At 61.3% G+C, this 26737-nt stretch carries 23 protein-coding genes and 1 pseudogene; 11 read left to right on the top strand and 13 right to left on the bottom strand.

Going from position 1 to position 26737, the window contains the following annotated elements; translation table 11 throughout:
- Positions 1 to 50: 50 nt before the first annotated feature.
- The 5 genes and pseudogenes from DQG19_RS02665 to uvrC form a co-directional block, all read right to left on the bottom strand.
- A complete protein-coding gene (locus DQG19_RS02665) occupies positions 51 to 3122 on the bottom strand; it encodes a CHRD domain-containing protein (protein ID WP_116124668.1) in 3072 nt (1023 codons plus the stop codon).
- Between the two features lie 374 nt (positions 3123 to 3496).
- Positions 3497 to 3757 (bottom strand): annotated as a pseudogene (locus tag DQG19_RS21610) (phosphoenolpyruvate carboxykinase (ATP)); the annotation flags it as partial.
- Positions 3758 to 3878: 121 nt separating this feature from the next.
- Positions 3879 to 5360 carry an SLC13 family permease gene (locus tag DQG19_RS02675; RefSeq protein ID WP_116124669.1) on the bottom strand — a complete coding sequence of 494 codons (1482 nt, stop codon included), beginning with the start codon at positions 5358 to 5360 and terminating at the stop codon, positions 3879 to 3881.
- Positions 5357 to 6256: an AEC family transporter gene (locus DQG19_RS02680; RefSeq protein ID WP_116124670.1), complete on the bottom strand. Its 900-nt coding sequence runs from the start codon at positions 6254 to 6256 to the stop codon at positions 5357 to 5359. The genes DQG19_RS02675 and DQG19_RS02680 overlap by 4 nt, the downstream gene beginning before the upstream one ends.
- Before the next feature lie 259 nt (positions 6257 to 6515).
- On the bottom strand, positions 6516 to 8357 hold the full coding sequence (uvrC, locus tag DQG19_RS02685) for an excinuclease ABC subunit UvrC (protein WP_116124671.1): 1842 nt from the start codon (positions 8355 to 8357) through the stop codon (positions 6516 to 6518).
- Between the two features lie 311 nt (positions 8358 to 8668).
- On the opposite strand from uvrC, the gene DQG19_RS02690 reads away from it, so the two are divergent.
- Positions 8669 to 9319 carry a hypothetical protein gene (locus tag DQG19_RS02690; protein ID WP_116124672.1) on the top strand — a complete coding sequence of 217 codons (651 nt, stop codon included), beginning with the start codon at positions 8669 to 8671 and terminating at the stop codon, positions 9317 to 9319.
- 54 nt (positions 9320 to 9373) lie between these two features.
- Positions 9374 to 10213 carry an SH3 domain-containing protein gene (locus DQG19_RS02695; RefSeq protein ID WP_116124673.1) on the top strand — a complete coding sequence of 280 codons (840 nt, stop codon included), beginning with the start codon at positions 9374 to 9376 and terminating at the stop codon, positions 10211 to 10213.
- Positions 10214 to 10221: 8 nt separating this feature from the next.
- Here DQG19_RS02695 and DQG19_RS21445 read toward each other — a convergent pair whose 3' ends face one another.
- Entirely contained in the window at positions 10222 to 10350 is a 129-nt protein-coding gene (locus DQG19_RS21445; RefSeq protein ID WP_255418682.1) for a hypothetical protein, read from the bottom strand.
- A 174-nt stretch (positions 10351 to 10524) separates the two neighbouring features.
- On the opposite strand from DQG19_RS21445, the gene DQG19_RS02700 reads away from it, so the two are divergent.
- The 4 genes from DQG19_RS02700 to DQG19_RS02715 are packed head-to-tail and all read left to right on the top strand — an operon-like array spanning position 10525 to position 13414.
- Entirely contained in the window at positions 10525 to 10962 is a 438-nt protein-coding gene (locus tag DQG19_RS02700; protein ID WP_116124674.1) for a thioredoxin family protein, read from the top strand.
- Positions 10959 to 11951: an FAD:protein FMN transferase gene (locus DQG19_RS02705; RefSeq protein WP_116124675.1), complete on the top strand. Its 993-nt coding sequence runs from the start codon at positions 10959 to 10961 to the stop codon at positions 11949 to 11951. Before DQG19_RS02700 ends, DQG19_RS02705 begins: the two co-directional genes overlap by 4 nt.
- Complete coding sequence (locus DQG19_RS02710; RefSeq protein WP_116124676.1) at positions 11944 to 12153, top strand: DUF4266 domain-containing protein; 210 nt, start codon at positions 11944 to 11946, stop codon at positions 12151 to 12153. Before DQG19_RS02705 ends, DQG19_RS02710 begins: the two co-directional genes overlap by 8 nt.
- Positions 12140 to 13414, top strand: a complete 1275-nt coding sequence (locus DQG19_RS02715; RefSeq protein WP_232826425.1) for a DUF3570 domain-containing protein — start codon at positions 12140 to 12142, stop codon at positions 13412 to 13414. The genes DQG19_RS02710 and DQG19_RS02715 overlap by 14 nt, the downstream gene beginning before the upstream one ends.
- A 24-nt stretch (positions 13415 to 13438) precedes the next feature.
- Here DQG19_RS02715 and DQG19_RS02720 read toward each other — a convergent pair whose 3' ends face one another.
- Positions 13439 to 14176, bottom strand: coding sequence for a LytR/AlgR family response regulator transcription factor (locus DQG19_RS02720; RefSeq protein ID WP_198661633.1), 738 nt, complete (start codon positions 14174 to 14176; stop codon positions 13439 to 13441).
- Positions 14177 to 14428: 252 nt separating this feature from the next.
- On the opposite strand from DQG19_RS02720, the gene DQG19_RS02725 reads away from it, so the two are divergent.
- Entirely contained in the window at positions 14429 to 15127 is a 699-nt protein-coding gene (locus tag DQG19_RS02725; RefSeq protein ID WP_116124678.1) for a LytR/AlgR family response regulator transcription factor, read from the top strand.
- A gap of 31 nt (positions 15128 to 15158) precedes the next feature.
- A complete protein-coding gene (locus DQG19_RS02730; RefSeq protein ID WP_116124679.1) occupies positions 15159 to 15554 on the top strand; it encodes a VOC family protein in 396 nt (131 codons plus the stop codon).
- Here the strand turns inward: DQG19_RS02730 and DQG19_RS02735 are convergent.
- Complete coding sequence (locus tag DQG19_RS02735; protein ID WP_116124680.1) at positions 15538 to 16017, bottom strand: ankyrin repeat domain-containing protein; 480 nt, start codon at positions 16015 to 16017, stop codon at positions 15538 to 15540. The two genes, DQG19_RS02730 and DQG19_RS02735, sit on opposite strands and share 17 nt — an antisense overlap.
- Before the next feature lie 209 nt (positions 16018 to 16226).
- Here DQG19_RS02735 and DQG19_RS02740 point away from each other — a divergent pair, with 209 nt between their 5' ends.
- Positions 16227 to 16736, top strand: coding sequence for a hypothetical protein (locus tag DQG19_RS02740; RefSeq protein WP_116124681.1), 510 nt, complete (start codon positions 16227 to 16229; stop codon positions 16734 to 16736).
- Between the two features lie 137 nt (positions 16737 to 16873).
- A complete protein-coding gene (locus tag DQG19_RS02745) occupies positions 16874 to 17335 on the top strand; it encodes a hypothetical protein (RefSeq protein ID WP_116124682.1) in 462 nt (153 codons plus the stop codon).
- A 1-nt stretch (position 17336) separates the two neighbouring features.
- Here DQG19_RS02745 and DQG19_RS02750 read toward each other — a convergent pair whose 3' ends face one another.
- From DQG19_RS02750 to DQG19_RS02765, 4 genes are all read right to left on the bottom strand, one after another.
- Positions 17337 to 18416 (bottom strand): class I SAM-dependent methyltransferase, encoded by a 1080-nt coding sequence (locus DQG19_RS02750; RefSeq protein WP_116124683.1) that lies wholly within the window; start codon positions 18414 to 18416, stop codon positions 17337 to 17339.
- Positions 18400 to 19458, bottom strand: coding sequence for an ion channel (locus DQG19_RS02755; protein WP_116124684.1), 1059 nt, complete (start codon positions 19456 to 19458; stop codon positions 18400 to 18402). Before DQG19_RS02755 ends, DQG19_RS02750 begins: the two co-directional genes overlap by 17 nt.
- A gap of 17 nt (positions 19459 to 19475) precedes the next feature.
- Complete coding sequence (locus tag DQG19_RS02760) at positions 19476 to 20237, bottom strand: LytR/AlgR family response regulator transcription factor (RefSeq protein WP_116124685.1); 762 nt, start codon at positions 20235 to 20237, stop codon at positions 19476 to 19478.
- A 69-nt stretch (positions 20238 to 20306) separates the two neighbouring features.
- Positions 20307 to 22169 (bottom strand): sensor histidine kinase, encoded by a 1863-nt coding sequence (locus tag DQG19_RS02765; protein WP_157974282.1) that lies wholly within the window; start codon positions 22167 to 22169, stop codon positions 20307 to 20309.
- 443 nt (positions 22170 to 22612) lie between these two features.
- On the opposite strand from DQG19_RS02765, the gene DQG19_RS02770 reads away from it, so the two are divergent.
- Positions 22613 to 25534 carry an aminotransferase class III-fold pyridoxal phosphate-dependent enzyme gene (locus DQG19_RS02770; protein WP_116124687.1) on the top strand — a complete coding sequence of 974 codons (2922 nt, stop codon included), beginning with the start codon at positions 22613 to 22615 and terminating at the stop codon, positions 25532 to 25534.
- Here the strand turns inward: DQG19_RS02770 and DQG19_RS02775 are convergent.
- Positions 25531 to 26736 (bottom strand): DUF2254 domain-containing protein, encoded by a 1206-nt coding sequence (locus DQG19_RS02775; RefSeq protein ID WP_116124688.1) that lies wholly within the window; start codon positions 26734 to 26736, stop codon positions 25531 to 25533. The genes DQG19_RS02770 and DQG19_RS02775 overlap by 4 nt on opposite strands.
- Position 26737 lies beyond the last annotated feature (1 nt).

The raw sequence follows: 26737 nt of genomic DNA on the forward strand, positions 1-26737 counted from the left end.
ACCTCGGCGCGAACCACCCTGTTCCGACAGGGATCTTCAGATAGCAGGATTTATTGCACGACGATGCGCGTAGCGTCGATCAGGCGACCGTCGGCGTGGCGCAGGGTCAGGAAATACTGTCCGGCGGACAAGGAGGCGGACCGGAGCGGTAAGATTTGGGTACCGACCTGCGCGTTGACCGGTAGGTCCTGCACGAGTTGTCCGAGGGAGTTATGCAGGTACAGGCGGCCGGTGAAAGACTCACGCGTGGAGAGCTCGTAACTGACGTCTGCGTTGCTGCGTGCCGGGTTGGGGTACGCCCGGGCGGCAAAGCCGTCGGGCCGGAAATCGCGCACGCCGGTGAGGTCACCGCGCTCCAGGACGATCGATGCGGGCGCACTCGGATAGTAGTTGCTGCCGTCGCTGGCCAGTACGCGGTGGTACAGGGTGACGGAGCTGCCCACGTCGACGCCGGCGCCGTCGAGCAGGGTTTCAACGGTACCGAAGTCGGTCGTGAAGGCCGTGTCGCGGCCGGTGTTGCTGGCGAAGAGGATGTCCGTGAAGTCCTCCATGGCCGAGAGCTGCCAAACGTAGATGACGGTATCGCCGTCGGGGTCGGTAGTGGGCAGGTAGGTGGCGACAAAGGCTTGGTTGGGATCGCCCTCGATGGTGACACTGGCACCGGAGGCCGGCGAGGCGATGGCGGAGGGCATGGGGGGCAGGTTCAGTTCGCCACGCACCTGTCCGCGGGCTTCGCCGCTGGCCACCTCGGTGGTATGCACGTTAGCGTACAGGCGGCCTTCCCGGAGCGCCGTCACCACGGAGTCGGCCAGAGTAAAGGTGTTCTCCTCGGCGAAGAAGCGCGCTCCCTTACGGTCGAGGATCACGTCCGGATTCAGCGCGATGCGGATCGGGCCGTTCTGTCCGGCCGGTGCCAGGTGGAGGTGGGCGCCGTTTTGAATGGATTCGTCGTAATCGCCGTCCAGTTGGACAACGGCACCGGTAACGGTGAGTACCGAGTCGACCAGTTCGAGTTTCAGGCCACCCTCGGCGGTCGTCATCACGTAGTTGGTGGCGTTCACCCCGGAGAAGGTCGTATGGAAATAGCTGCCCGCCAGGGGGAGCAGCTGCCCGCGGATGGCACCGGAGGGGTTATCGGCGCTGTGTACATTGGCGTACACGCGGCGCTTGGTCATCAGTTCAAAATTTTCCATCGAGAGGGCCACGCGGTTGCTGTCGGCGGGAATGACCGCACTGCGGTTATCGTCTCCGACCACCGTGCGGATTCGTTGGATGATGTCGCCGTTTCGCCCGGCGATGGCCTGGTGGAGGTGCATGCCGCCCTGTATGGCGGTCGCGAAGTCGCTGTCGAGGTCCGAGAACGAACCCACGAGCGTAAGGTTGGTATCGACCACCTCCACGGCGAGGAATCCGGTAGCCATGGTGGCTACGCCCCGGGGTTCACTGGCCCCGGAGAGGGGCGCCAGGTAGTAGCTCTCAGCCTCGGCCAGGACGCTGCCGCGGATTTCGCCGCCGCCGTACTCCATGCTGTGAACGTTGGTATAGAAGAAGCGGCGCATCAGGGTATCCACGCCCCCGCCACCGATGCTAAAGGTGTTATCCATGGGACGGTACACCCCGGCCGTGTCGCCGTTCTCCTGCGTGGCGCTCAAAGGATATACGACGGGACCGGATTGGCCGGGGTAGCCGGCGTGCAGGTGGCTGCCGCCCGAGATGGCGGTATTGAGGTCGCTCATAAGGCCCTGAAAACTACCGGTGACCGTCATCGTCTCTCCCCGTAGTTCTACTTTTACGAGCCCACGGCCGGTGGTGATTACGGAGGGGATTTGCTGGTTGCCACTCAGGAAAGCGGTGAATATGGCTTGACTCTCCGGGAGTACCTGTCCGCGCAGTTCCCCGGCGGGATGCGGGCTGGTATGGATGTTCAGGTACAGTCCACGATCCAGCATGGCCGACTTTTGTGCGTCGGTCACGGTGTAGCGGTTGTCCGTAAGGCGAAAGGTGCCACCCAGCGAGTCAGGGGTGAGCCTGGGGAGGAGCGACACGGCGATCGCTCCGTTCTGGCCGGCGTAGCCCGGGTGCAGGTGAGCGCCTCCGCCAATGGTGGTCGCGACGGGCCCGCTCAGGTCGCCGAAGGTTCCCAGCACGCGTATGGTATTTCCGTCGAGGTGTACCAGGACCTGACCGGAAGCATCGGTGGAAACCACCGGCCATTCGTTAGCACCAGACAGGTGGGCCCGGAAAACCATGTCGGCGGGCGGCAGCACCTGACCGCGAATTTCCCCGGAGGGGTGGGCGCCGCTGTGCAGGTTGGCGTAGTACTCGCCGCTGCGCAGTGCATCGACCTGTACGTCATCCAGTTCGAAGGTGTTGTTCCCCATAGTATACACCCCGCCGCGGCCATCCGCATCGAGTGTAGCCTTCAGGGGGATATTCACGGGGCCGTTGGCGCCCGGAAACCCGAAATGCAGATGGGAACCTCCGTTTATAGCGGTTGCCAGGGTGTCCGACAGGTTCCTGAACGAGCCGGTGACCATCAGCTGGTCCTGTTCGTCAAGCTCCAACACCAGCGCGCCGGAGGCGCGGCTAAGTACGCTCGGCACTTCGTTGCTGCCGAACAGGTTGGCATAATATTGTTCGGTACTGTTGCTTACGATAGCCCCGCGGATTTCCCCGCCCGGGTAATTGACCGTATGAAGGTTGACGTACAGCTGGCCCGGCGCGGCATCCGAAAAAACCGCATCGGCTACCATAAACGTGTTGTCTTCAGCCGTAAAGGATCCGCCACGGGAGTCAGCATCCAGGCTCGGATTGAGCGGGACAGCGATGCCGCCGTTCTGGCCCGGATAGCCGATGTGGATATGGGCGCCCATATTGATATCGGTCGCGAGCGGTGAGCTGAGATCGGAAAAGGATCCGGTCACCAGAACCTCGATCATGTCGTCGGGCATATCCGTGAAGGTCACGTTGACCAGCCCGCTGGCCTCGGTGACCACGGGCATGACCTCCTGTTGCCCACTGAGACGCGCCACGCCCGAGGCCGGCACCTGGGCAGCCAGGACAGTAGCGAAGAAAAGGGCAGGAAAAACAAGTAAGTAATGAGTAAAGGTTTGCAGTCGCATAAGCTTTTGGTTGTCTAGGAGTTAAACAATAGCGTCGGGCACTTGGTCTTCCGCGCCGCCCGACGCTCCTACAACCGACAACCAGACGAGATGTGCTGAAACCCGCTGCCTGTCCGAGCGTACACGGGTACCCCGGATAGGAGAAACCACCCCCCGCCACCCCTGCCGTTCGGGTCAGGGCCCTATCCTGCCGCCACGAAGCGAAAACCGACAAGACCTGACGGCAGGAATGTAATACTATGCGCGGCCGCAGGTGCAGGGTGATGAGCTAACCAGAAGAGGGGATTGGCTTTTCACCGCGGTTGGCCCAGCGGCTGAAATTTCCGCACTGGACTTCCCGGCGTAGGTTGAAATGTTGTCCTTGAACAGATTTACTAATTTCTCCGCAGCAGCATCGTAGTTGTCCTCGTTTCTCCAGGTGTTCCGCGTATCGAAAGTGGCAGTGGGGACGTCGGGGCGGGAAGGCGGAAGGCTAAGTCCGAGGAAGGACTCCGCGTGGTGTCCTTAGTGGTGTCGTCTTCTACGATATAGCGGTCGCGTGGGGATCTGCCGGGGTATTTTCCGGTAGTGGTGATGGGCGCACCGGTATCGCAGAGGTGACCTTCCCCGGTTTTGATGGTTGCTTGGCGGAGACGGGGAGATTGCGCTGTACGCCTGCGTGTTCCAGGGTGAGTTTTTGCGCCAGTGAATAGGGTTAGATGAGATCTTCGTTCGCAGCCGCTTCCTCACGCAATTGGTGGGTACCAGTTAATAGATTTACTCGGATTCTTGCAGAAAGCCGGCGGGAAATGTGTACGGGTCGAAGTCCCAGACTAAGGGGAGAAAGAAATAGACCGCGAGTACCACCAGTGCAATAGAGAACACGTTCATCCAGATCCCCTTCCCTACCATATCTGGAATGCGCAGGTAGCCGGAGCCGAAGACTACGGCATTGGGTGGAGTGGCAACCGGAAGCATGAACGCACAGGATGCCGACACCGTCGCTGCCACCAGCAGGATGTAGGGGTGTACCCCAAGGGAGTACGCCATGGGTGCCAGTACCGGCAAAAGCATGGCGGTGGTCGCCAGATTGGAGGTGATCTCGGTCAGAAAGTTGACCGCTGCAATGATGATGAAGAGCAGGAGCAGCAAGCTGATGCCCTGCAACAGGGTCAGTTGGGTAGCGATCCATTCGGCCAGTCCGGAGGACTGGAACCCCGTGGCCAGGGTCAGCCCCCCACCGAATAACAGGATAATTCCCCAGGGTAACGCAACGGCTTCTTCCCAGGTGATGAGCTTGCGGGATCCGTCCCGATTGGGCAGGATGAACAGGACGATCGCCGCCGCCACGGCAATGATGGTATCGTCGAGGGCGGGCAAGTACTGCGTCAGCACCAGCGAGCGCAGTATCCACAGTAAAGCCGTGGTAATAAAGACGCCGAAGACGACCTTTTCTTCGTATTTCATGGGCCCCAGGTCCTTCAAGAGTCGCCTGATCTCGGCCCGGCCACCGGGAAACTCACTGTCTTCGAATTTGTAGGCCACCCGAGTGAGGTACCACCAGCAGCTGGCCAGCATGATGACGGAGATCGGAAGACCGAACTTCATCCAGCCGACGAAGGACAGTTCGATGCCGTATATCTCCAGTAATACCCCCGCCAGCACCAGGTTAGGAGGGGTGCCGATGAGGGTAGCAATGCCCCCGATGGAAGCTGCGTAGGCGATGGCCAGCATCAGGGACTTACCGAACAGGAGGTTTTCGTCCGCTTTAGTTGCCGGGTTATCCTTTAGTTGTTGGACGATGGCCATTCCGATGGGCAGCATCATCACGGAAGTGGCCGTATTTGATATCCACATGGACAGCACGGCGGTCGCTACCATGAAACCTAAAATGATCCGGGATATTCCCGTTCCCATGAGGTCGATGATCGTCAGGGCGATGCGGCGATGCAGGCCCCAGCGTTCGATGGCGATGGCAAGTACAAAACCACCGAGGTACAGGAAAACATACTTATGGCCGTAAGAGGTAGCCGCTTCGTCAATGGTTAGGGCTCCGGAGAGCGGGAACAGGACTAGGGGTAATAAGGCGGTTACGCTGATGGGGAGTACTTCGAAAATCCACCAGATGGCGACCCAGACGGTACTGGCCAGGACGGCGTTAGCCTGGTCATTCATTCCCGGCGGGTGAAAGAACAGCAGGATGACTACGAATAGCAATGGCCCCCCAACGAACGCTAGCGCATTGGTAATTGATTTCATCGTAAAAATATTTCCAGAAGGTAAAGAAGGGGGATAGAAAGGGGTATTCCGATGGCGGGCATCAGTAGGGCCAGTTTAGGGTTAAGCCCGCGCTGTGCGGCCAGGATCGAAACGGAACTCATGGAACCGATAGCCGCGCCCAGGATGCAGATCTTGGCAACCAGGTTATGCTGTCCCATCACGTGCCAGAGGAGTACATAAATGATGAGTGGAATAAGAAAGAGTTTGATGGCTTGTCCCACCAGCAGTGGCTTCCTTACTTCCCTGATGTCTCCCAGCTCGACCTGCAGGCCGATACTCAGAAATGCTACAAGGGAATACGGAGCTACCAATTTAGCAAGAAGTGTTTCGATCGGTACCGGAAAGGTAAGGCTGAACAGATTCATTAGCAGGGCCACCAAAAAGGCCAGAAAGGGAGGAAACACGAGTATGTTTCCCGCGGTCGCCATCCATGACATTCCCGATTTGGCGTAGTGAAATAGCGTCGCTAAACCGACCGTGTTGAATACTAGGATCGTCCCCCCCAGACTCATAAGTATACCGTATGCGAGACCGGTGTCGCCGTACAGCATCTCGAATATGGGAAACCCCACGAAGGAGGTACTACCGATGCCACAGGTCAAAATAAGTACAGCTTTCGTATCGCGGTCGAACCCGAACGTGCCGGAAGCCAGGTTACCGGCCACCAGGGATACTCCAAAGACCACGAATGGAATTATCGTCAACCAGGCAAGCTTCCATTCGAAGTGAATCCGGGGTACCTGATGGAGGGCCAGGAGGGGAAGAAAAAAATAAATGATGAGACTGTTCAATACCTCCGGACCCTTTGGGCCCAGCCTTTTCCGCAGCAGTATTCCCGCGAAAAGACATGCGACTAGATAGAAGATACCGTCCATGAGGAGTAGTTAGTGAAGTCGGGATCAGGAGCAGCAACCTGGCAGTAAACGTCCCGGAGGAACTGCATGAGAAGACCTCGGGGGTGCCTAATGTTGCCGCTCCGGACATCGGATGAGGCCTCCTGCGTCGGCGCGCATCCGATGACCTGCGCTACCCGACTAAAAGACTACAGTACTGAATTACCGCTCCGGGCATCGGATGAGGCCTCCTGCGTCGCCGCGCATCCGGTAACCTGCGCTACCCTACTACAAGACTACACTACTCCCCCCGATCCTTAGGCACCTCCCCGGCAGCAACCTCCTGCCGCCGGAAGTAATCCAGTACCTTCTTCGCAGTACTCAGGTTGGTGACCTCGGCGATCTCGCTGGCCAAAGCGTTCTTGACCTTCTTGGTGCTGCCGAAGTGAGCAATGAGCTTCTGGACGGTCTTCTCCCCTACCCCCGGGATGTTGGTCAGCTCGGTCTGGATCATGCCCTTGCTGCGCTTGTTGCGGTGGTGGCGCAAACTGAAGCGGTGGGCCTCGTCGCGCGCCTGTTGGATAAGGCGGAGCGATTCCGATTTCTTGTTGATGTGCAGGGGCACCGGATCGTCCGGGAAGTAGATCTCCTCCAGCCGCTTGGCGATACCGACCACGGTCATCTTGCCGCGGAGGCCCAGCAGGTCGATGCTTTCCATGGCGTGACTCAGCTGCCCCTTGCCGCCGTCGATGATGACCAGTTGGGGCAGCGGCTCGCCCTCGTCCATCAGGCGGCGGTAGCGCCGGTGCACCACCTCCTTCATGCTGGCGAAGTCGTCGGGACCCACCACCGTCTTGATGTTGTAGTGGCGGTAGTCCTTCTTGCTGGGCTTGGCGTTCTTGAATACCACGCAGGCACTGGCCGGATTGCTACCCTGGATGTTTGAGTTGTCGAAGCATTCGAGGTGAAAGGGCAACTCATCCATCTGCAGGTCGGCCTGCAACTGCTTCAGGATCCGCTCGGCGGGCGTCTGCCGGTTGGCGTGGCTGATGCGCGCCTTCTTGCGCTGCAGCAGCATGTACTTGGCGTTCTTTTCGCTGAGTTCAAGCAATTTCTTCTTGTCGCCGATCTTGGGTACGGTCACCGAAGCCTCGATGCCGCTCAGGTCCAGCTCCTGCGCCAGGATGATCTCCGGCGCGATGCTGTTGAAGCGGTCGCGCAGTTCGGGGATGGCGTAGCTCAGCAGGCTCTCCTCGTCGTCGTCCAGGTTCATCTCGATCTCCTGGGTATGAGTATGGATCACCGCCCCGTTGACGATCTTAATGTAGTTGAGGTAGGCTTCCTTCTCGTCCATGGCCAGCCCGAAGACATCCAGGTCCCGGATACTCGTGCTTACGATGGTCGATTTACTCTGGTACTTCTCGAAGGCCTTTAACTTGTCGGCGATCTGCTGGGCGCGTTCAAATTCGAGGTTCTCGGCCAGTTGCTCCATCTCCCCCTGGAAGTGGCGCTTCACTTCGGCGAAGTTGCCCTTCAGGATGTTCTTTACCTGCTCGATCTTTTCGTTGTAGGCCTCCTCCGATTCCTCGCCCACGCAGGGGCCCTCGCAATTCTTGATGTGGTACTCAAGGCAAACCTTGAATTTTCCCGACTCGATATTCTCCTGGCTCAGGTTCAGGTTACAGGTGCGGAGCGGAAACAGTGTCTTGACCAGATCCAGAATGATCTTCAGCCGTCCCTTGCTGGTGTAGGGACCAAAGTAGTGACTCCCGTCACGCCACACCTGCCGGGTGATGAAAACGCGCGGGAAGCGCTCGTTCTTGATGCAGATGTAGCTGTAGTTCTTGTCGTCCTTCAGGTTGACGTTGTAGCGCGGCTGGTGGGTCTTGATCAGCGCGTTCTCGAGCAGCAGGGCATCGGCTTCGGTTTCCACGATCGTAAACTCCAGCCGCTGGGCGTTTTTCACCATCACGCGGGTACGGTTCAGCCGGTCCTTGCGGTCGCCGAAGTAGCTGGCCACCCGGTTGCGCAGGGTTTTGGCCTTACCCACGTACAGGATAGTATCGTCGGCCCCGATAAAGCGGTACACGCCGGGTTGCCGCGGCACGGTGTCGGCGATGCGTTTGAAGTCTTCCGTCGTCATGGCTGCAATAACGGTGACCACAGCCAAACGGTTGGGCGGCGGCGCGCGGGTGCCATGTCGGCGGGAACTTCTTCAGTGGATGGCCGGGAGGCACCCCGTCATCTTTGCTCGGTTGCAGGCTCAATTCGGCACGGCGCCGGTACGTCTGTTGTGCAGTGTAGCCCCCCGGTGCCCGAATGTTACTTGTGTAGCCCTCGCCCGCCGGACCAACTCCCTTTGGTCTGGCTAATGCCCTCAAAAATGCCAGGCTCAACTGGAAAAATGCTGCCGATTACCCGACGCTGGATATCGGCGAATCGACCCTCCTCGGCGTGACGGCGGACGGTAATTTCATTACTGCCCTGCCCGGCAGTCCGGTCTCTACCGTCGCCCTCGTCGGAGGCGTCCTGGTGCCCCTTACCACGACCGGTCCCAGGTACTGCCTGCTTACCTCGGCCGCCGTGTTGCACGTCGCCCGGGAAGGTACGGGCACTGGCCTCGACGCGGTTGACGTGTCCGGATGCGAGGGCCACGCCGAGCTGACCTGGAGTTCGATGTTCCGGGGTGCTTCGGCCGGGGTTTCCCTCGCCGGCGATGAAGTTTCGATCTTCGATATTAACCTCGTGGTCGGCGTCCGTACGGGGGCCGGTAGTAAGGACGATAGCGTGGAATTCAGGGTCGCCGGCGTAGGCGGCTCCATCGGGCGCAAGATTTCCATTTTCGGTTTCGACGCTTCCTTGGGTAGCGACCCGGTCCGTACGGAGAAGGGCGTGGTCCCCCCGGCCAAGGAAATCGGCATAGGGGTAGCGCCCGTACCGGGCGGGCTAAGCGACGGTGCGGCAGGTTGCCGGAGTCAGTCCAAGCTGATTCCCGCAGCCTTTGCACCCGTTCCGAAGCCCTTCGCGGAAGCCGGCGAGCAACTCGGCGAGATGGCGGTAGGTGCCGTCAGCGACTCCAAACTCGCCCCCGGAAACTGGTTATAGCCCGGTACGGTTGCCGGAAAACGGGTACCTTTGCGGGTGTTTTCTATTGACCGTATGCCCCACCTAGCCGCCTCCTGCTTTCCTACCCTTTTCGTTACCCTGATCCTGCTGCTGTGCGCCTGCGGGGACGACCCCGCTGCGACGGAACCGACCGGTCCGCCGGCCGCGGCCGCGGATTCGCTGGCTACCAACGTTCAACCCGCGCCTGAGCTGGCCCCGGGTACCGTATTGACCGCCTGGGTGGACGGGCTCTTTCTCCGCGCCCAACCGGCTACCGGCGGTACGATTGTGGCCCAGGTACCCGGTGGTGCCGAGCTCACCTACACCGGCCGGCAATCCGATACCACCTCCACCATCGTACTGCGCGGTATCGCCTTTCGCCAGCCGTGGCTGGAGGTACGGACCGTTGACAACCGCGAGGGATGGGTGTTCGGGGGGGCCACCACCGCACCGGGCGAGCAGAAGGATGACGGCTACCGCAGCAACCTGGAATTTACCTTCCCGCAGTTCGGCTCCTTCGACCTCACGGACTGGGAGCGCCAGGCCCCCTACGAAGCCCGCGCCGGCAAATCCGTCAGCGAGATCCTTATCTACCAAAAGGACGATCGCCGGCTCGCCGTCAAAACTACTGAAGTCCCGGCGGACAAAAACTACTCCCGGCTCTATACGCTCACCACCATGGGCGGCAAACTGCTGAAGACCCGCGCCTTTCGGTACGAGGCTAAGCCCGGCGGATCGGAACTGACCGAAACCGTTACCGACTACACCGTCAACCCCCAGCGTACCTACACCCGCCGGCAACGTCTCAGCCAGCCGGTAGGAGAGCTGAACGCACGCCCCGAGCTGGCAGCCGGGGAATGGACCACGACCGAAGGAGCCGGCTCGCCCCGGTAAAAGCCCACCTATTCCTCGCGCAGTATGAGGTAGAAATACCGAATGATCAGCAGCACGACGATGACGATGGCGGCAAAAACCACCCAGGCGATCGGCGTATATCCACCGAGGATCTGGGGCAGGGCGAGAAAAGGCATGTTGCGGAACTTTGTGAGTAAACACACGGCCACCGAAAAGGCTGGGAGACCCATCACGATCTGAGTACTATAGCAACACGGAAGAGTAAGGGAGGCATATCGGTACGTTAAAGTCGGTAATCGAATCGTGCCTTCCGCGGGGACATCTGTTATACGTGCTAATACATTGACGCCATGAAAACGCTGATCCTTAGCCTGACTTTTCTACTCGTTTCCCTTACCGCCACGGCACAGGAGTGGGCCCCCGATTTCGCAACCGCGGAGGCGGAAGCGGCGGCGGCAGACAAAGCCGTAGTGCTCGTATTTTCCGGCTCCGACTGGTGTGCCCCCTGCATTAAACTGGACCGCGAGATATGGCAGGACGCGTCTTTCCAGGAGCAGGCCGCAGCGGATTTCGTCTTCTACCGGGCCGATTTTCCCCGCAAGAAGGAAAACCAGCTCCCGGCCGAGCTGAGCGCCAGTAACGGTAAGCTCGCCGAACAATACAACCGGCGCGGAGCCTTTCCGCTCGTCGTGGTCCTGACACCGGAGGGTGAGGTACTCGGTGAAACCGGCTACCAGAAAGTGTCCCCCGACGAATACCTGGCGGTGCTGACCGGCTTTCGCAAATGAATCGCGCCGTAGTCCTGATCTTCCTTTTCCTGCCCCTGCTGCTTCGTGGACAGGATAACAGCTATCACCGTACGGTAAAGCTGATGGGCTGCCGGTTCGACCTGACCGTCGTCGCGGAAGACGAGCAGCAGGCCGCCGGCTACCTGGACCTCGCCATCGGGGAGATCTCCCGCATCGAGCGCCTTATTTCGAGTTGGGATGCCGATTCACAGACTTCGGAGATCAACCGCCAGGCCGGTTCCTCCGCGGTGGAGGTCGACCCGGAACTCTTCGACCTGATCCAGCGGGCCACGGGCATCTCCCGACTGACCGACGGCGCGTTCGACATCAGTTACGCCTCGATGGACAAGATCTGGCACTTCGACGGCAGCCTGAAGGAAATGCCTGCCGCGGACGCCATTGCCGCCTCCGTGTCAAAGATCGGTTACCAGAAGATCCGGCTCGACGCCGACCTCCACACCGTGTACCTCCCCGAGGCCGGGATGAAGATCGGTTTTGGAGCCATCGGAAAGGGCTACGCCGCCGACCGGGCCCGGGCCCTGCTGGAAGCAGCGGGCGTGCGGTCCGGCATCATCAATGCTTCCGGGGACCTCACGGCCTGGGGCAAGCAGCCCGACGGCACCGACTGGATGGTCGCCATCACCAATCCCCTGAATAAAGCCAACGCCTTCGCCTGGCTGCCCGTGGCGGGTCGGGCGGTAGTCACCTCCGGCGACTACGAAAAATACGTTTCCTTCGATGGCGTCCGTTATGCCCACATTATCGATCCCCGGACCGGGTACCCGGCGACCGGCATCATCAGCGCCACCGTCTTCGCACCCCGCGCCGAACTGGCGGACGCCCTGGCCACTTCGATTTTCGTCATGGGCGTCGATACGGGCATCGATTTTGTAAACCAGTTGCCCGGAATCGATGTCATCATCGTTACTACTGACAACCGGGTTCTGTCCTCTGCGGGCATAGACCTGAAAACCGCTAACCATGAGTAAGCTTCTCCTCGGCATCTGCTGCGCGCTCTCCCTCTCGTCCTGCGTGGCGGTGAAGGGCTACGAGATGGTGCAACTTAACGACCCCGACATGGCCCTCTCCCCCACCGGTGTGGAGGTACAGCAGGGCGATTTCCAATCCTACCGCGAGGCCGCTTCCGGGGCCAACGGCGGCAAAACGGGCGGTGGCTGTGGTTGCAATTAATTTCCCGTCCCGCGGATGGCTGAAACCGGTATTCCTCGGTTTTGCCCTGGTCCTCTGCACCTGCGTGCGCGCCCAGGAAGTGACTACCCCGGGCGCTACCACTTATAAGAAACGGGTGCTGGAGTCCGCCGAGCTCCAGATCCTCACGAGCTACTACCAGCAGGACGGCAACAATGCCGCGGTCACCGGCGGGCGGGGCACCGAATACCTCACCGACGTGCACCCCACCGTCATCATGGCCGTCCCCCTCAACGACGACGACGTACTCACCGCAAGCTTCGGCGTGTCGGCCTATACCTCGGCCAGTTCGAGCAACGTCGATCCCTTCGACGGGCGGGGCGAGGCCTCTCCCTTTCAGGCTTCCTCGGGTGCTTCGGGAAGCGACGTATGGATCAACGGCACGGTGACCTACGCCCACAGCTCCGACGACCGCAACAACGTAGTGACCGCCACCCTGAGCGGCTCCAACGAGTACGACTACAAGTCCTTCGGCGTAGGGGGCAGCTATACGCGACTGATGAACGAGCAGAATACCGAGCTCACCGTACACGGCAGCGCCTACCTCGACAACTGGAAGCGGATCTACCCGATCGAATTACGGACCAACGAGGAACTGCTGGACGAGACGGCCCGCAACAGCTACAACGCCGGCATTAATTTTTCTCAGCTGCTTTCCCGCCGCGCACAGGGTTCTCTCTCCTTCGACTTCGTGCAGCAGCAGGGCCTGCTGTCCACACCCTTCCAGCGGGTGTATTTCGGGGACGTGGCGGACCGCTACGTGCAGGACTTTCCCCTGGCCGACGACGTCGAGCGACTGCCCGGTACCCGTACCAAACTGGCCTTTGGCGGCCGGTTGCACTATTACCTGAGCGAACGCTTCGTGGTGCGCACCTTCTACCGCTACTACACCGACGACTGGGGCATCGGCTCCCATACCGCTAACCTGGAAGTGCCCATAAAAATGGGACAGTACTTCAGCCTCCGCCCCGGCTACCGTTTCTACCACCAAACGGCCGCCGATTATTTTGCCGGATTCAACGGCCACCTTTCCACGGAGACCTATTACACCTCTGACTTTGATCTGTCGGCCTTTACCGCCAGTCAGTACAGCCTCGGCCTGAGCTACCTGGACATTCTCGGCGACCGGTCCGTACTCGGCTGGGGACTGAAGAGCGTCGACCTGAATACGAGTTTCTACCGCCGCGACAACGGCTTTCGTGCCGGGCAGGTAGCCATCGGCATGAAGGTGGTCCACCGGTGACCGCGGCGGGCCGGCAGGTCGGCATCAGCCCGCCCACAACGGACCTTCCCCCAGGTTCTCACCTAAGTCACGGCTCAGCGGAATGCGGATAGTATCCAGCAGCACGCTGCCGTCCGTGAAGCCGGTAATGTGTTGACGGTTGACCAAGTACGACCGGTGGGGTCGAATGAACTGCCCCGCCGGCATGCTGCCGAAGAAATCGGAAAGCGTGTGCCGTACCACCAACCGGCGGTTGGCCAGGTGCAGTTCCAGGTAATTCCTGAAGGCCATTACGTAGCGGATTTCTTCCACGGATACGCGTCGATAGACGGTCCCGTCCTTCACGAAGACACAGCCGTCGAGCAGTACGCCTTCGGCGGTACCGGGCGGCTGCGGCTTGCTTCCCGGCAGCGTAGCCTGAGCGGCCACCGAAAGGGCGCGCAGTAGATCAGTTCCCGAAACCGGCTTTACCAGGAAGGCGGTCGGGCGGCTGGCGGCGGCCGCCCGCAACGTGGCCGGGTCGCTAGCCCCGGAAAGGTATATGAAGGGCCTGCCGTAGCGCTCCCGCAGCAGCTCCCCCACGGCGATGCCGCTATCGCCGTCACGCAGGCGAATATCGACGATGGCCATGTCCGTCCCCCCCGCTTGTAGTATATCGATCGCCTCGGCTACGTTGGTTGCGAATCCGCTTACCGAGTAGCCCTCCGCCGTAAGCAGCGTATGCAGATCATGCAGGACGACGTTATCGTCTTCCACCAGTAAAACAGCGGGGCGTTGATTCATTATTTCGTGCGTGCGTGCCACGCGATCTGCCATATGTCAGCTACGTTCCCGGGAAACCGATTGGAGACATCGGGCCGTAGTAGGAAAACGGTAGCGACCAGATCCGACCGGTCACCTTAACCTATTAACAATTTCTAAATATAAGGTGTATACACGAAAATCCCGGGCGCGTAGGCAGCACCTGTTCGACCCGGTGGCGATTTGCCGCCTGTCCCGCGCAACTATGGTATACTGTATCTCCAATTCTTTGCTATGCCCACTCTGGCACCGCCATCATCCTCCGCTACCCTGCTCCTGATCGACCAGGGCGACTCCGGGCTGCGGCGGCAGGTAGAAAAACTTTGTGCCCATACTGGTTACCGCCTGCTTACGGAGGCTGATCTGTCGGAGGAAGCGCGACCGCGGATGGCGTTGGTCCGTGGTGGCGGTACCGGGGTGCTGCGGAGGCTCAGAATCACGTATCCGTTTCTGCCAGTAATCTTGCTGGTCGGCGGGGATCATCCTACCCACCTTGTCCCGACCGATTCGTCCGTCACCGTGCTTTCCCTACCCGTACGGCAACTGCAACTGCGGGTTGCGGTGGAAATGACCCTGGAAGCGTCCCCGCCACCCGAACCACGAGCGGTCCCCCAGGGGCTTATGATCCAGGCGGGAGAACGCAAGCTTGACAGTCGGGCGATCCGCTTCGTACAGGCCAGTCACGTCCTCGTGGAAGGTCATCTCCCGGGAGGGGAAACCGTGGTCTGGCGCAGCACGTTAACGGCCCTGGAGGAAGTGCTACCACCACAGACTTTCCTACGGCCCCACCGCAGCTTTCTGGTAAATTTATCGTGGGTAGACGCCTGGAGCCCCGAGCGGATCAAGATCGGCACCAGCACTATACCGGTCAGCCGCGGACGCCGCGAGGAGGTGGAATCCCGGCTGCGAAACAGTTTTCTTCACTTCGGCTAGCTGCCCCTAAGCCCCAGTCTTCTCGTTATCTATGGTTTTTGAACACTTTGCGCTGAATGTCCCGGATCCGGTAGCGGTCGGCGACTGGTACGTTGCCCACCTCGGTGCCACAATCCTGCGCCGGGAAGACGGTCCCAAGCATACCACCTTTCTGGCCGACGCGTCGGGGCGGGTTTTTCTGGAAGTATACCGGAACGGGCTTGCCGAAATCGACGCATTCGCCGAGCGCCACCCGCTGACCTTTCACTTCGCGCTGCAAACCCAGGCGGCCGGAAAGCTCCGGGATGCGCTACTGCTTGCGGGGGCGGAACTGCTCGAGGAGATGCAGCCCGAGCCCGGGACGCACCTCGTGATGTTACGTGACCCCTTCGGCATTCCGCTGCAGTTGTGCCAGCGCCGCCGGCCCTACCCTACCGGGATGAGCTGAGGCGATCGGCCATTGCGGTCAGTCCCTGGCTGCGGGCGTGATCGGCGGCGGTGAGTCCCCGGTCATCCGCCTTGGCCGGGTCGGCCCCGGCACGTAGCAGGAGGTCGACCATCTCCGTACGGTTGAACATGGCGGCAAAGGTCAGGGCGGTAGCCCCCGTCTGATTGGTAGCCAACGGGTCGCCCCCCTGCTCCAGCAGGTAATTGGCGATGTCCGCGGTACCCTTGAAGCACACCCCCATCAGGGGAGTATTGCCGGCGCCGTCGCGAGCGTTCAGGTCGGCTCCGGCGTCCACCAGGGCACGGGTCGTCGGAAGGTCGCCAAGGTAGGTAGCGAGCACCAGTGGCGTGGAGCCGCGGGGGTCGCGGCTCTGCAGCAATGCCGGGTCTTGCCGCACCAGGGTGGCGACGTGATCGGTGCGTTGTTGGCGGATGGCTTCAAACAGTTCTTCGGTGGTAGTCATACGGACTTGGGTTGGTTATGGGATCAGGCTCACTCAACAAATACATCACCGGGCGGGAGGTTCAGTCCGGGTGCGCCGGTGAAGGCCGAAAGCGAAAATTACCATCCGCACCGAATGCGCGTCTTAAGAGTATACGGTAAGTCCCTTCTGCGCCGTTAGAGGAAGAAGATCGTCCACTGTTGCGGCGCATCCGGATAATGCCTTCTCTCATGCACACTCACATTTCCGTCGCTGCCGCTCTGCCCCCCACCCCGCCGCGGGCCAACCGGTTTGTTCACCACGGCAGCACGCTGCTGCGGGCTTACGCCTCCTGCGAGCGACACGTTGTCCGTAAACTCGCCGAGGAGTACCTCGCCGCCGCGGCGCAGCATACCAATTGCAAAAACTACGGCAACGCCATCCACCAGGCCAACATCGTACTGGGGTTACTGGAAGTGGAACGCGGCTGTCTTGACCGGGCCGAACGCCACCTGACCGATGCCGCCCGGACGCCGGGCTCTCCGCAGCTTACTGCCTTCGGCCCCAATATGCTACTGGCCCGAAAGTTGCTGGAAGCGGGCCGGCGGGAGCCCGTCCTCGATTACCTGAAGCGCTGTCGCAAGATCTGGAAGCTCCACTTCGGCCGCCTGTGGCTCTGGGCGTTCGACGTGCGCCTGGGCCGCACACCCAACTTTGGTGCCAACCTGCATCACCTGCTGGACTACAAGTCGTTTGGCTAGTCTGGGGTGACCGCGGTCGCGAGAAATTAATGCGTAGCTACATGCGTTACTTTCACACGAAAATTTTTGCATTTCCCGATCCGGCAGGGAAAAATCTTGTTGTAGAGGTTTACTTACGTTCCACCTAAACCTCAACCATGGAAACTGAACTTGTCCACCTTGGCCGCAGGCTGCTTCGCGCCTACGCCCGGAAGGATTATCTGGCGGTCAATTCGATCGCCCAAGATTATCTCCAAGCCGCCGAGCAGCACCGCAACAGCTCTCACTACGGCAATGCCATCCACCAGGCAAACACTCTGCTCGGGCTGGTACACCTGCAGGAGGGTGACGTCGAGCGGGCCGCTACCTGTCTGCTGGACTCCGCCCGTACGCCGGGCTCCCCCCAACTCACTGCCTTCGGCCCCAATATGCTGCTGGCCGCCGGCCTCTTGGAGGCCGGCGAACGCCACAGCGTGCTGCGGTACCTGAAGGAGTGCCGTAAGCTCTGGAAGCTGAGCTTCGGCAGCCTGTGGCGGTGGCGCCGCCAGATTCTGCGCGGCGGATCCCCCGATTTCGGAGCCAACCTCTCCTACCTCACCGACTACAAGACCTTCGGATAACTCATCCGTTCGCGCACCGGTAGATCACGTACCGGTCCGTTGCCGCTACCTCCCCCACCTCCCCAAAGAGCCGGCGAAGGTGGGTGGCGTAGTTGAGGTGGGCATTGGCCACCACGACCAGATACGCCCCGGTACGTAGTAGGCCACGGGCCTGCCGAAACAGGGCAAGGCTCACCTCGATATTAGTTTCGTAACCGAAGTGGAAAGGGGGATTAGTGACTACCAGGTCCTGGGATCCCCGTTCCACCCGATCCAACGTGTGGTCGTAGTATACTTCGGTACGATCCGCCGGTAGGTTGAGCTGCGCACTGGCTACCGCCAGCGCGGAATCGTCCGTGGCGATCAGTTTCGCTTCCGGATACCGCAGCAGCAGTTCCGCCCCGATGATGCCGTTACCGCAGGCGAAATCTGTGATGGTCCCGGGGGCCAACGTACTCAGCTCCGGTACCGTTTCCCACTGCTCGAGCAGGAACCGCGTGGCCAGATCGATCCGCCCGGCGGAAAACACGCCGGGATACTGCCGGTAGCCACGTCCCGCAAATTCCAGGACATGGCACTGCACCTGCGTCCTCGCCACTGGCCTGAATCCGGAAAGGACCAGCAACCGGGCCTTCTTCTGCGCCCGGCCCTGCTCGACGCCCGCTGCGTACCGGCCCGCGATCTCGAGTAAGCGGGGCGTGAAATGGCGGGTGAAAAAGCCGGCCGCCACGATGGTGTCCGGACCGGCCGCCGCGGCGATCTGGGATAGGTATACTTCGAAAAGCTCCAGTGACTTCGGGACGCGCAGGAGCGCCCGGTCCACCGCCTCCAACGTGGCCAGCGGGCCGACCGTGGTATTTTCCGCACTACCCCCGTTCCGGCGCAGGGCCTCCTCCTGGCTGTGGAAGGCAGCTACGAAGGTGACCGGTCTGCCGAGGCCGATCGCCAGCGCCCCAAAGCGGTCGTGGGCAACCACCACCCGCTGCCCCGGAGCGACGTGGTCCGCCGCCCACCCCAGCAACAGCTCATCGGCGGCGCTTACCGCCCGCAGCGACCGGTTAGAGGTCGGCGGGTATCTGCGGAGGTTACTTATATCGCCCATCGGTACGCATGGCATCGTAGGCCGTCATGATGTCCCGCCACATTTCCGTGAGGGTGATCTGGATGACGGTCCGGTCGAGGGGTTCGCGCAGGGGGCTCCCCTGCGGCACCGCGAAAGCATAGGCTTCGATTTCGGCGTTGGTCCGGTCGATGGTAGCCGATAGGGAGCGGTACTCGTCGATCACGTAACGCAGCGCGGTTTCATCGTCCACGAAGGCTTCGATCTCTTTATCGGCCAGTGCCCGTAGCCCCGACCTTGGGGAGTCGAACGTTTGGAACGCTTGTCCCCGCGAGGTCAGAAAAGCTGCTGCCGGAGAGTCAAGCGTAACGCCGACCGTGCGGGTGCGCAGGTCCCGGGGAAACTGCATCGGCTGGGAACGGTTGGTGGCCGATACGATGGCGGCGGTGAGGCTGGAGGTGACCGCCAGGGCGAGCAGCATCCACAGCATGGCCACGGCCCGGCCGGCCAGGGTGACGGGTGCCTTATCGCCGTATCCGATCGTGGTCATGGTGACGCCCGCCCACCAGAATCCCGTTCCAATACCCTGGTACCACGTACGCTCTCCGCCGAATTGCTCGCCGTTGCCGCCCCGCTCCAGGAAGTACATGATCACTCCCACGAGCAGCAACAGGGCGGAAAGGCCGATAACGATGTAAAGGAATTGCAGACTGAACAGGCCGTTGATGGTATTCTTCAGCCCGTTGCTCCGCGGTCGGGCCACGCCCAGTGCCGTGCGATGGTAGGCCTGGAGGAAGTCGACAAATTCTTCTTCCTCGGCGTTGAGGGGGGCGACGAGCACCACATCTATCTCCCCCGAGCGTAACCGCCCCAGCAGGGTGTCTTCGGGCGGGTACTCGCGGAACTCGTAACGCAGCTGCTGCACCTCGGCCACGTGCCGCCACAGCTGCACCGCCATGCCGTACCAGTTGCCCCGCTCGTCTTGTATGCTGTAGGGAGGTCGCTCTACCACCCCTACCCGCAGGACGTCCTGGGCCGCCAGGGGGGAAATCGAAAGTAAAAGCAAACATAAAATTCGGAGCATAGGCAGGTTACTATACCCTACATACTGTCCGGCGTCCCCTTATGTTGACAGTGTTTCTCCAGCCGGTCGAATACCTGTCCCCGGCGACCCCGGGAGATGGGGATCGTCGTACCGCCCACCTGTAGCTGCTCCCGGTCGTAGCGGGTCACGTGATCCAGGTTTACCACAAAGCTCCGGTGAACCTGCACGAAGGGGGCGCTCCCGAACTGGTTGAGCAGGTCAGTGAGGGTCGCCCGCAACATCAGCGGATCCTGCCCACGCTGGTATATGTGCACGTATACGTGACGCGATTGCAGGTAGGCGATATCGGCCACCACGAGCCGGTGCGTATGGCGGCCGTCGCGCAGCACGACGGTAGCCTGCGGCACCGGTGCGGCGACGTTCAGCGAGCGGTGATTGTGCATGGCCACCTCTACCGTAGCCAGCAGGCTGCCAACCTGTACGGGTTTGCTGAGGTAGCCGCTCGGGTAAGTATCCTTGATGCTGTTGACGTAGCGCATGTCGGTCTGCGACGTGAGGTAGATGAACGGGATCGGATCGGGTTGCTGGCGCAAGAAACGCGCGAATTCTACGCCGTTTCGGTCCCCCTTGATGCGAATGTCGAGGATGGCGAGCTGGGGCCGGTCGGCGCGGTAGGCGGCTACGGCCTCCGAAAAGGAGATCGGCGAGGCTACCACCGTGTGCCCGGCACGCTCGAGGTGGCGGGCGATGGTGTCGGCGATGATGACTTCGTCTTCCAGCAGTAAGATGCGGTAGGCGGAAGTTGTGCTGTTTACCATACGTGAGGAGTGTAAAAAAATAATTCAGGCTAAAGCTCAAATAAGGTAACGCATCCCGGGCGTAGCGACTTACTGCATGGCTTCGGCAACCTGATACGGGCCGGGTTCGGTCTCCCTGACCATGGCCTGCGGACAAAAGCGAATTTCGCAGCACGCACCTTTACGGTTGAAGGTGCGGAAGGAACCGCCGAGCTGCCGCACCATACCGCGCAACAGGTAGCTGCCGATACCGCCACCCCTCGATTTCAGCTCTCCCTCCGGGAACCCGGGTCCGTTATCGCAGTACTGCAAGACGAATTCTTCCCCCTCGACGGACAAGGAAATGCAAATCCGAAGGAGCTCGGCATGACGTAAGCCATACTTGAAACTGTTGGTCAGCAGCTCATTAAGGATGGTGCCCAAGGGAATCGCGGTTTCGAGACAGAAGTCGCTCTCTGGAATATTCAGTTCGAACGTACAATTGGTATTGGCATAGCTGAGCGAGCAGAAGTGGTCGGTGAGTTTTTCAACGTACCGGTAGAAGTTTATAGCCCCGACGCGGTCCTCGCGGTAGAGGATTTCGTGGATCGCCGCAATACTGTAGACCCGGCCCGCCGTGGATTCCAGCCCCGCGCGCAAATTTGGCTCGTCCGTTTCGCCGATTTGCAGATCCAGCAGGCCGATGATGATTTGCAGGTTGTTTTTTACCCGGTGGTGCAATTCGCCCCGCAGCAGTTGCTGCTCGCGGAGTGCGCCGGCCAGCTCCTCGTTCTTGCCGGCGATCACGTCCCGTTGCGTGGATACGTCACGTTTGGCCCGGTGGAGACGGAAGTGGCTGAAGGCCATCAGGGCCAGGCTCGTAATCGCCATAAGGATGAACCACAGCATCCAGGTTTCCCGTTTCTGCCGGAACTGCAGCAACTGGGCCTGCTCCTGTATCCGCTGTTCCTGCTGTTCATCGCGGTAGCGGGCCTCGATCTCACTGACGCGGGACCGGGCCAGATTACTCTGGTGTTCGTTCTCCGCCAGCCGCGCCCGGTCCAGGTATACGAACGCGGAATCGAGCCGACCCAGCTGCTGAAGGATCTTTGCCCGCTGGAGGTAGGCACTGCCGGCATACTCCACGAGGGTGCTGCTGTCGCCGCGGGTTCGGTGGAGGATGGCCAGGGCGGCGTCGTTGTGGCGCAGGGCTGCCAGGAGGCTACCCTGGGCCAACTGGAGATTGCACCGGTTCAAGGAGACGATAATGCTGGTGATCTCGCTGTCGGACTCGCGGTACAGTGCGGCCGCTTGCTCGAGGTGAAGTTGGCTTCTGGCCGGATCGGTAGCTTTGAAGATAACGCTGAGCAGCAGGTTGGCGGTAGCCTGATGGGCGATCTGCTTGTGATTGGTAGCCTCGTTGAGGGCCAACCGGGCGAAATACTCCGCCTGCTCCATGGAATCGAAAAAGCGGTGATAGGAAGCAAAGCGGATGGCCAGCAGCGCATTCAGCTCCCACAGGTCGTGCTCCCGGATAAGCTTCTCCGCGGAAGTCAGGTAGTTTAGGCAGAGCTGGGGTGCATCTTCCTGTTCATAGATCAGTGCCATCAGCAACCTTGCCGAGGCTTCGGTCTGCCATTCCCCCAACGAGCGCGCTTCCCCGATCACGGACAGCAACTCCGCGGCGGCTTCCGGAAATTGCTCGTTACGCTCCCAGCTGTAGGCCAGCTGCAGTCGCACCCGGAGCCCGAAGGGTGTATATAGGGCCTGCCGGGCGGACAGCAGTCCGTGGAGTTCCGTGAGCAGTACCCTGGCGCTTTCGTGTAGGGAATTATCGTTCAACTCCTGAGCCCGCAGGAACACCTCGTATTCCCGGGCGGGTACCCCCTCCGCATACGAGGGAAGCGGCTGCGCGCTCACCCCCGGCGAAGCCAGCAGTACGGAAATCAGCAGGATGAGAAATCGGTGGTACACAGTTGAACTGGAGTAGAAATAGAAGAACCTGGCTAACGTTACCAAACTGCCATGCACTAAACTAAGCTTTCGATCGGGTATGCTACGCATACCACGTAAGCATTTTGTTGTTTGCGGAAAACAACGGTCGGAAATCAGACAAAAAAATCACCCGGACAAATAACTGTGTCCGGGTGATGATTCATAACGGGCGTCCAAATTGACTCCGTTTTACGAAAGAGTGTTATATAAGTGTCTCAAAGTAGCCTAGATAAAAAAAGAAAAGCGTGTGCAGTCATAGTGTAAGGAGAAACTCAAACTCTAAATGTTCTCATGATTCAAAAGTAGGCCGGGTAGGCAGGCGCATGCAAGCCTTTGTTCGCTTATGTGCTGAATAGCAGGTCAGATGTTACGAACGGTACACCGGCCGCTTCGATCGCCCGCCACCCCGTAGCTTCGCCGCCATGACACCCGCCGAAGACCTCCTTTCCGCCCTGCAAACGATGGAGTTGCCCCCCGAAGTCGGGCGCCCGCTGTCGCTGGATGAGCTGCCCGGTGAGGTAGACGACAACTACCGCCTTGGGTCGGAAAATGGGGGCACTTTTCTCGTCAAGGTCTGCCGCCCCGGCGGCTTCGACCCCACCCCCCTGCTGGACCATTTGGCCGGCAAGCCCATCCGCCTGCACCTTCCCCGCGTGCTGCTCGTGCGGGACGGTTTCCCTACGCCATCGGGCCCCGGAGTACTCCGTATCCACAGCTGGGTCCCCGGCCGGCCGGTGGCCGACCTTCACCCACGGACCCCGGCATTGCGCCGTTCGTGGGGGCGGGCGTGCGGCTTGCTGTCGCGGCACCTTTCCGACCTCGACCTGCCAGCTGCCCGCCGCGCCTACAAATGGGATCCGCTGCAGGCGGGTGCCGCACGCCCCCTGCTGGAGTACCTCGGGGAAGATGAGCGGGAGCTTGCCGCCCGCTTTCTTGACCGGCTGGAAGAACTGTCGTGCGCAACGCTCCCCCGGCAGGTCAACTACAACGACGCCCACGAGAGTAACCTGCTCACGGAAGAAGGCCGGGTGACCGGGGTCATCGATTTCGGCGATGCCGTAGTCACGGCTACGGTGTGCGAGGTGGCCATCGCCTGCGCCTACGCGGGCATGGGAACCGCCGACCCCCTGGGGGCCATGCGCGAGGTGGTCGCCGGCTACTGCGAAATCCGGCCGCTGCTCCCCGCAGAGGCCGACGCGCTCTGCACCCTCATCGGGGCACGACTGGTCCTGACCGTCACCGCGGCGGCCGAAAACCGCCAGCGCCACCCCGAAAATGCCTACCTCACCGTATCCGAAACCACGGCCTGGACCCTGCTCCGTTACCTGCGCTCCGTAGCACCGGCCTTCGCTACGGCGGCCCTGCGCGACGCGGCGGGCCTGCCGGCGCATCCGCTACGGGAAACCTACCTGGAGTGGGCCGCCACGGCACAACCGTTTCCGGTCATGGACGTGTCGGGGAGGCTGATCCCCCTGGACCTGAGCGTCGGCAGCCCCGTTCTCGGCCTGAACCGGAACTTCGAGGAGCTGCCCCGCTTCGTCCGGCGGCTGCGCCGCCACCTGGAAGACAAAGGCGCGGACATCGGAGTAGGCGGCTACGGCGAGGTGCGGCCGGTCTATACCACCGATGATTTTCAGAGCGAGGGCAATGCGGGGCCCCGCTGGCGCAGCGTTCACCTCGGACTGGATTTCTGGACACGGCGGGCCGGGGACACGGTGTTTGCCCCCCTCGACGGGCGGGTGTACGTCAGTGGCGTCGACCCCACCACCGGGGGATACGGGGCCGTCATAATTCTGGAGCATACTCCCCGACCGGACCTATGCTTCTATACCTTATACGGACACCTCTCCGCGGACTCGATTGCCGACGCGCCGGCGGGGACGCAGGTGCAGGGGGGACAGGCCATCGCCACGCTGGGGGGTACCGAAGAGAATGGCGGCTGGCCTCCCCACCTGCATTTTCAGGTCATGCTGGACCTACTGGATAATTGGGCCGACTTCCCGGGGGTAGCCTACCCCGAGGAACGGGATATCTGGCTGGGCATCTGTCCGGATCCGCGCACCTTACTCCCGCACCACGTGCCCCGTGAAATCCCCGCCCCGCCCGCGAACGACGAGCTCCTCGATCAACGAAAGCGCGTCCTGGGCTACGGCCTCAGTGTCTCCTACGCCAGCCCCCTGCAGGTGCTGCGGGGCGCGGGGCAGTACCTCTACGATGCTACCGGCCGCCGGTACCTCGATACCGTGAACAACGTGGCGCACGTCGGTCACGAACACCCCCGGGTAGTAGAGGCCATCTCCCGGCAGTCGGCCGTGCTCAACACCAACAGCCGGTACCTCCACCCGGGCGTCCTGCAACTGGCTGCCGAGCTCACCGGGTTGTTGCCCGAGCCACTGTCGGTCGTACACTTCGTCAATTCCGGCAGCGAAGCGAACGAGCTGGCTTTGCGGATGGCCGAGGCGGTTACCGGCAACCGGCAAGTCCTCGCCCTGGAAATGGGCTACCACGGCAACACGAGTCGCACGGTGGACGTAAGCAGCTACAAGTTTGACCGCCGCGGCGGCGGCGGCCGGCCGGCGGAGACGGACTTACTACCGTTGCCGGACACGCTGCGCGGGCTACACCTGCATCCTCCCCTCCCCGACCGGGGCGCGGTTGCGTTTATTGCCGAGTCGATCGTAAGCTGCGGGGGACAACTGATGCTTCCCGCCGGCTATTTGCGGCGGGTGTACGATCACGTTCGGGGAGCGGGGGGAGTCACCATTGCCGACGAGGTCCAGACCGGCCTCGGGCGCGTAGGCAGCCGCGCCTGGGCGTTCGAATTGCAGGGGGTGATCCCCGATATCGTGACCGTAGGAAAACCCTTCGGCAACGGCCACCCGCTGGCCGCGGTGGTGTGTACGCCCGCCGTTGCGGAGGCCTTCGCCAACGGCATGGAATACTTCAACACCTTCGGCGGCAACCCGGTGAGCGCGGCGGCCGGACTGGCCGTGCTGGGAGTGCTCCGGGACGAGGATCTGCAGGCGCGCGCCCATGCAACGGGCACTTACCTGACCGGCTTGCTGAACCAGCTCCGGGACGAAGAGCCGCTGATAGCCGACGTACGGGGCGCAGGGCTGTTCCTGGGCTTTGAGCTGGCCGGTACCGACCTTGCACCCGCGACTGCGCCCGCCGCATACCTCAAAAACCGGATGCGGGAACTCGGCATCCTGATGAGCACCGACGGCCCCCACGAGAACGTACTGAAGATCAAGCCGCCCTTGTGCTTCGGCCGGCGGGATGCCGACCGGCTGGCAGAGAGCCTCCGGCGCGTGTTCCGCGAGGACGGAATGCGCCGCTACTAATCGGGCTTATTGGCCAGCAGGGCAAGCTCGCGCCGGGCCGCGGCCGCGTCTTCGGGCCGGTCGGCCCGCTTGCAGGCCTCTTCCACGCCCGAGAGGTTCTTGCGCAGTACGTCGACGCCCCACGGATCGGAATCGAGGTAGCACCGGAGTTGCCGGAAGCAGCTTTCCAGGAGGTCCGCGTAGGTCCAGTCGTTAAGAAGCAGTCTACCCTCCCCCGCGGTATCCTCCGCGGCATTATGGACGGGAACGTCGGTCAGTACCCGGAACAGCTGCCCCAGGTAATTGACCGCCGTCATGGCCGTAGCCGGATCGTTGATGGCAGGGCTGGCGGCCTTGATGCTTACTTCCACGAGATGACGAAAGCCGGTGGCGTAGCTATCCACGGGTTCGTTGGCGCTAATCTTGAAGTAATCCGCTGGCTCGTCGGCTTTGTCGGGCGATCCGCCCGACCAGCCAACCACCGGATCACCGACGAATACAAAGGAACCGGGACGCGCCAGCAGGTGGAGGGGAGCACCGATGCGGGTACTGAGCTTGCACAGCCCGTCGATATCGACCTCATCCAGGTACCCGCAGGTATCGGCCCGGAAGTATTGGTCGTGGTCGGGAGCAACCTCCACTAGCACGAGTCTCGCTCCACCACCGGTAATCTCGTGCAGGCGCCGGAGGGTATGTTCGAAGGATTTCCGCAGCAGCACGTTGACGTGGATACTGCGGGACACGCGGTGAATGAAGTAGATAAAGAGCACCAGGCTGACCACCGCGAAGAAACCGGCCGATGCAGCGGCAAGCACGGGGGGGCGCGCGGCGTCGGGCGGATCGGCCACCCCGAGGAGCAGGATAACACTGTGGGCGATGGTACCCGCGCCAACCCCCAGGATCTCCTGGTGGTAGCGCTCGGCAAGGATCAGCGGCAGCAAGCGGGGGGAATAGGAGCTGATGGACCGGTCAATCACGTTCATCACCATGGTATAGGCGAAGATGGTGAGGGTGAACACCCCGGTGACGACCGCCGCCAGGATAGTCCGGATGGTGTCGAGATCCTGAATGTTGAACCCTTCCAGCCAGCGGGGTAACCGCTGCGCGTCATCGGTGGTAGCCAGCTGCACGAAGGCCACCACCACGAAGGCGAAAAAGATGAGGGCCGGCAGACTGGCGATCGAACGTAGCAGGTCGCGGCCACGGAAGAAGAAGCGGCGCACG

The sequence above is a fragment of the Lewinella sp. IMCC34183 genome, assembly GCF_003390915.1.
Taxonomy (GTDB): Bacteria; Bacteroidota; Bacteroidia; order Chitinophagales; family Saprospiraceae; genus Neolewinella.

Bases quoted from the DNA above. Each gene is read 5' to 3' on its own strand.
- DQG19_RS02665 (WP_116124668.1), bottom strand. From the start codon at position 3,122: ATGCGACTGCAAACCTTTACTCATTACTTACTTGTTTTTCCTGCCCTT.
- DQG19_RS02675 (WP_116124669.1), bottom strand. From the start codon at position 5,360: ATGAAATCAATTACCAATGCGCTAGCGTTCGTTGGGGGGCCATTGCTA.
- DQG19_RS02680 (WP_116124670.1), bottom strand. From the start codon at position 6,256: ATGGACGGTATCTTCTATCTAGTCGCATGTCTTTTCGCGGGAATACTG.
- uvrC (WP_116124671.1), bottom strand. From the start codon at position 8,357: ATGACGACGGAAGACTTCAAACGCATCGCCGACACCGTGCCGCGGCAA.
- DQG19_RS02695 (WP_116124673.1), top strand. From the start codon at position 9,374: ATGCCCCACCTAGCCGCCTCCTGCTTTCCTACCCTTTTCGTTACCCTG.
- DQG19_RS21445 (WP_255418682.1), bottom strand. From the start codon at position 10,350: ATGCCTTTTCTCGCCCTGCCCCAGATCCTCGGTGGATATACGCCGATC.
- DQG19_RS02700 (WP_116124674.1), top strand. From the start codon at position 10,525: ATGAAAACGCTGATCCTTAGCCTGACTTTTCTACTCGTTTCCCTTACC.
- DQG19_RS02705 (WP_116124675.1), top strand. From the start codon at position 10,959: ATGAATCGCGCCGTAGTCCTGATCTTCCTTTTCCTGCCCCTGCTGCTT.
- DQG19_RS02710 (WP_116124676.1), top strand. From the start codon at position 11,944: ATGAGTAAGCTTCTCCTCGGCATCTGCTGCGCGCTCTCCCTCTCGTCC.
- DQG19_RS02720 (WP_198661633.1), bottom strand. From the start codon at position 14,176: ATGAATCAACGCCCCGCTGTTTTACTGGTGGAAGACGATAACGTCGTC.
- DQG19_RS02725 (WP_116124678.1), top strand. From the start codon at position 14,429: ATGCCCACTCTGGCACCGCCATCATCCTCCGCTACCCTGCTCCTGATC.
- DQG19_RS02730 (WP_116124679.1), top strand. From the start codon at position 15,159: ATGGTTTTTGAACACTTTGCGCTGAATGTCCCGGATCCGGTAGCGGTC.
- DQG19_RS02735 (WP_116124680.1), bottom strand. From the start codon at position 16,017: ATGACTACCACCGAAGAACTGTTTGAAGCCATCCGCCAACAACGCACC.
- DQG19_RS02740 (WP_116124681.1), top strand. From the start codon at position 16,227: ATGCACACTCACATTTCCGTCGCTGCCGCTCTGCCCCCCACCCCGCCG.
- DQG19_RS02745 (WP_116124682.1), top strand. From the start codon at position 16,874: ATGGAAACTGAACTTGTCCACCTTGGCCGCAGGCTGCTTCGCGCCTAC.
- DQG19_RS02750 (WP_116124683.1), bottom strand. From the start codon at position 18,416: ATGGGCGATATAAGTAACCTCCGCAGATACCCGCCGACCTCTAACCGG.
- DQG19_RS02755 (WP_116124684.1), bottom strand. From the start codon at position 19,458: ATGCTCCGAATTTTATGTTTGCTTTTACTTTCGATTTCCCCCCTGGCG.
- DQG19_RS02760 (WP_116124685.1), bottom strand. From the start codon at position 20,237: ATGGTAAACAGCACAACTTCCGCCTACCGCATCTTACTGCTGGAAGAC.
- DQG19_RS02770 (WP_116124687.1), top strand. From the start codon at position 22,613: ATGACACCCGCCGAAGACCTCCTTTCCGCCCTGCAAACGATGGAGTTG.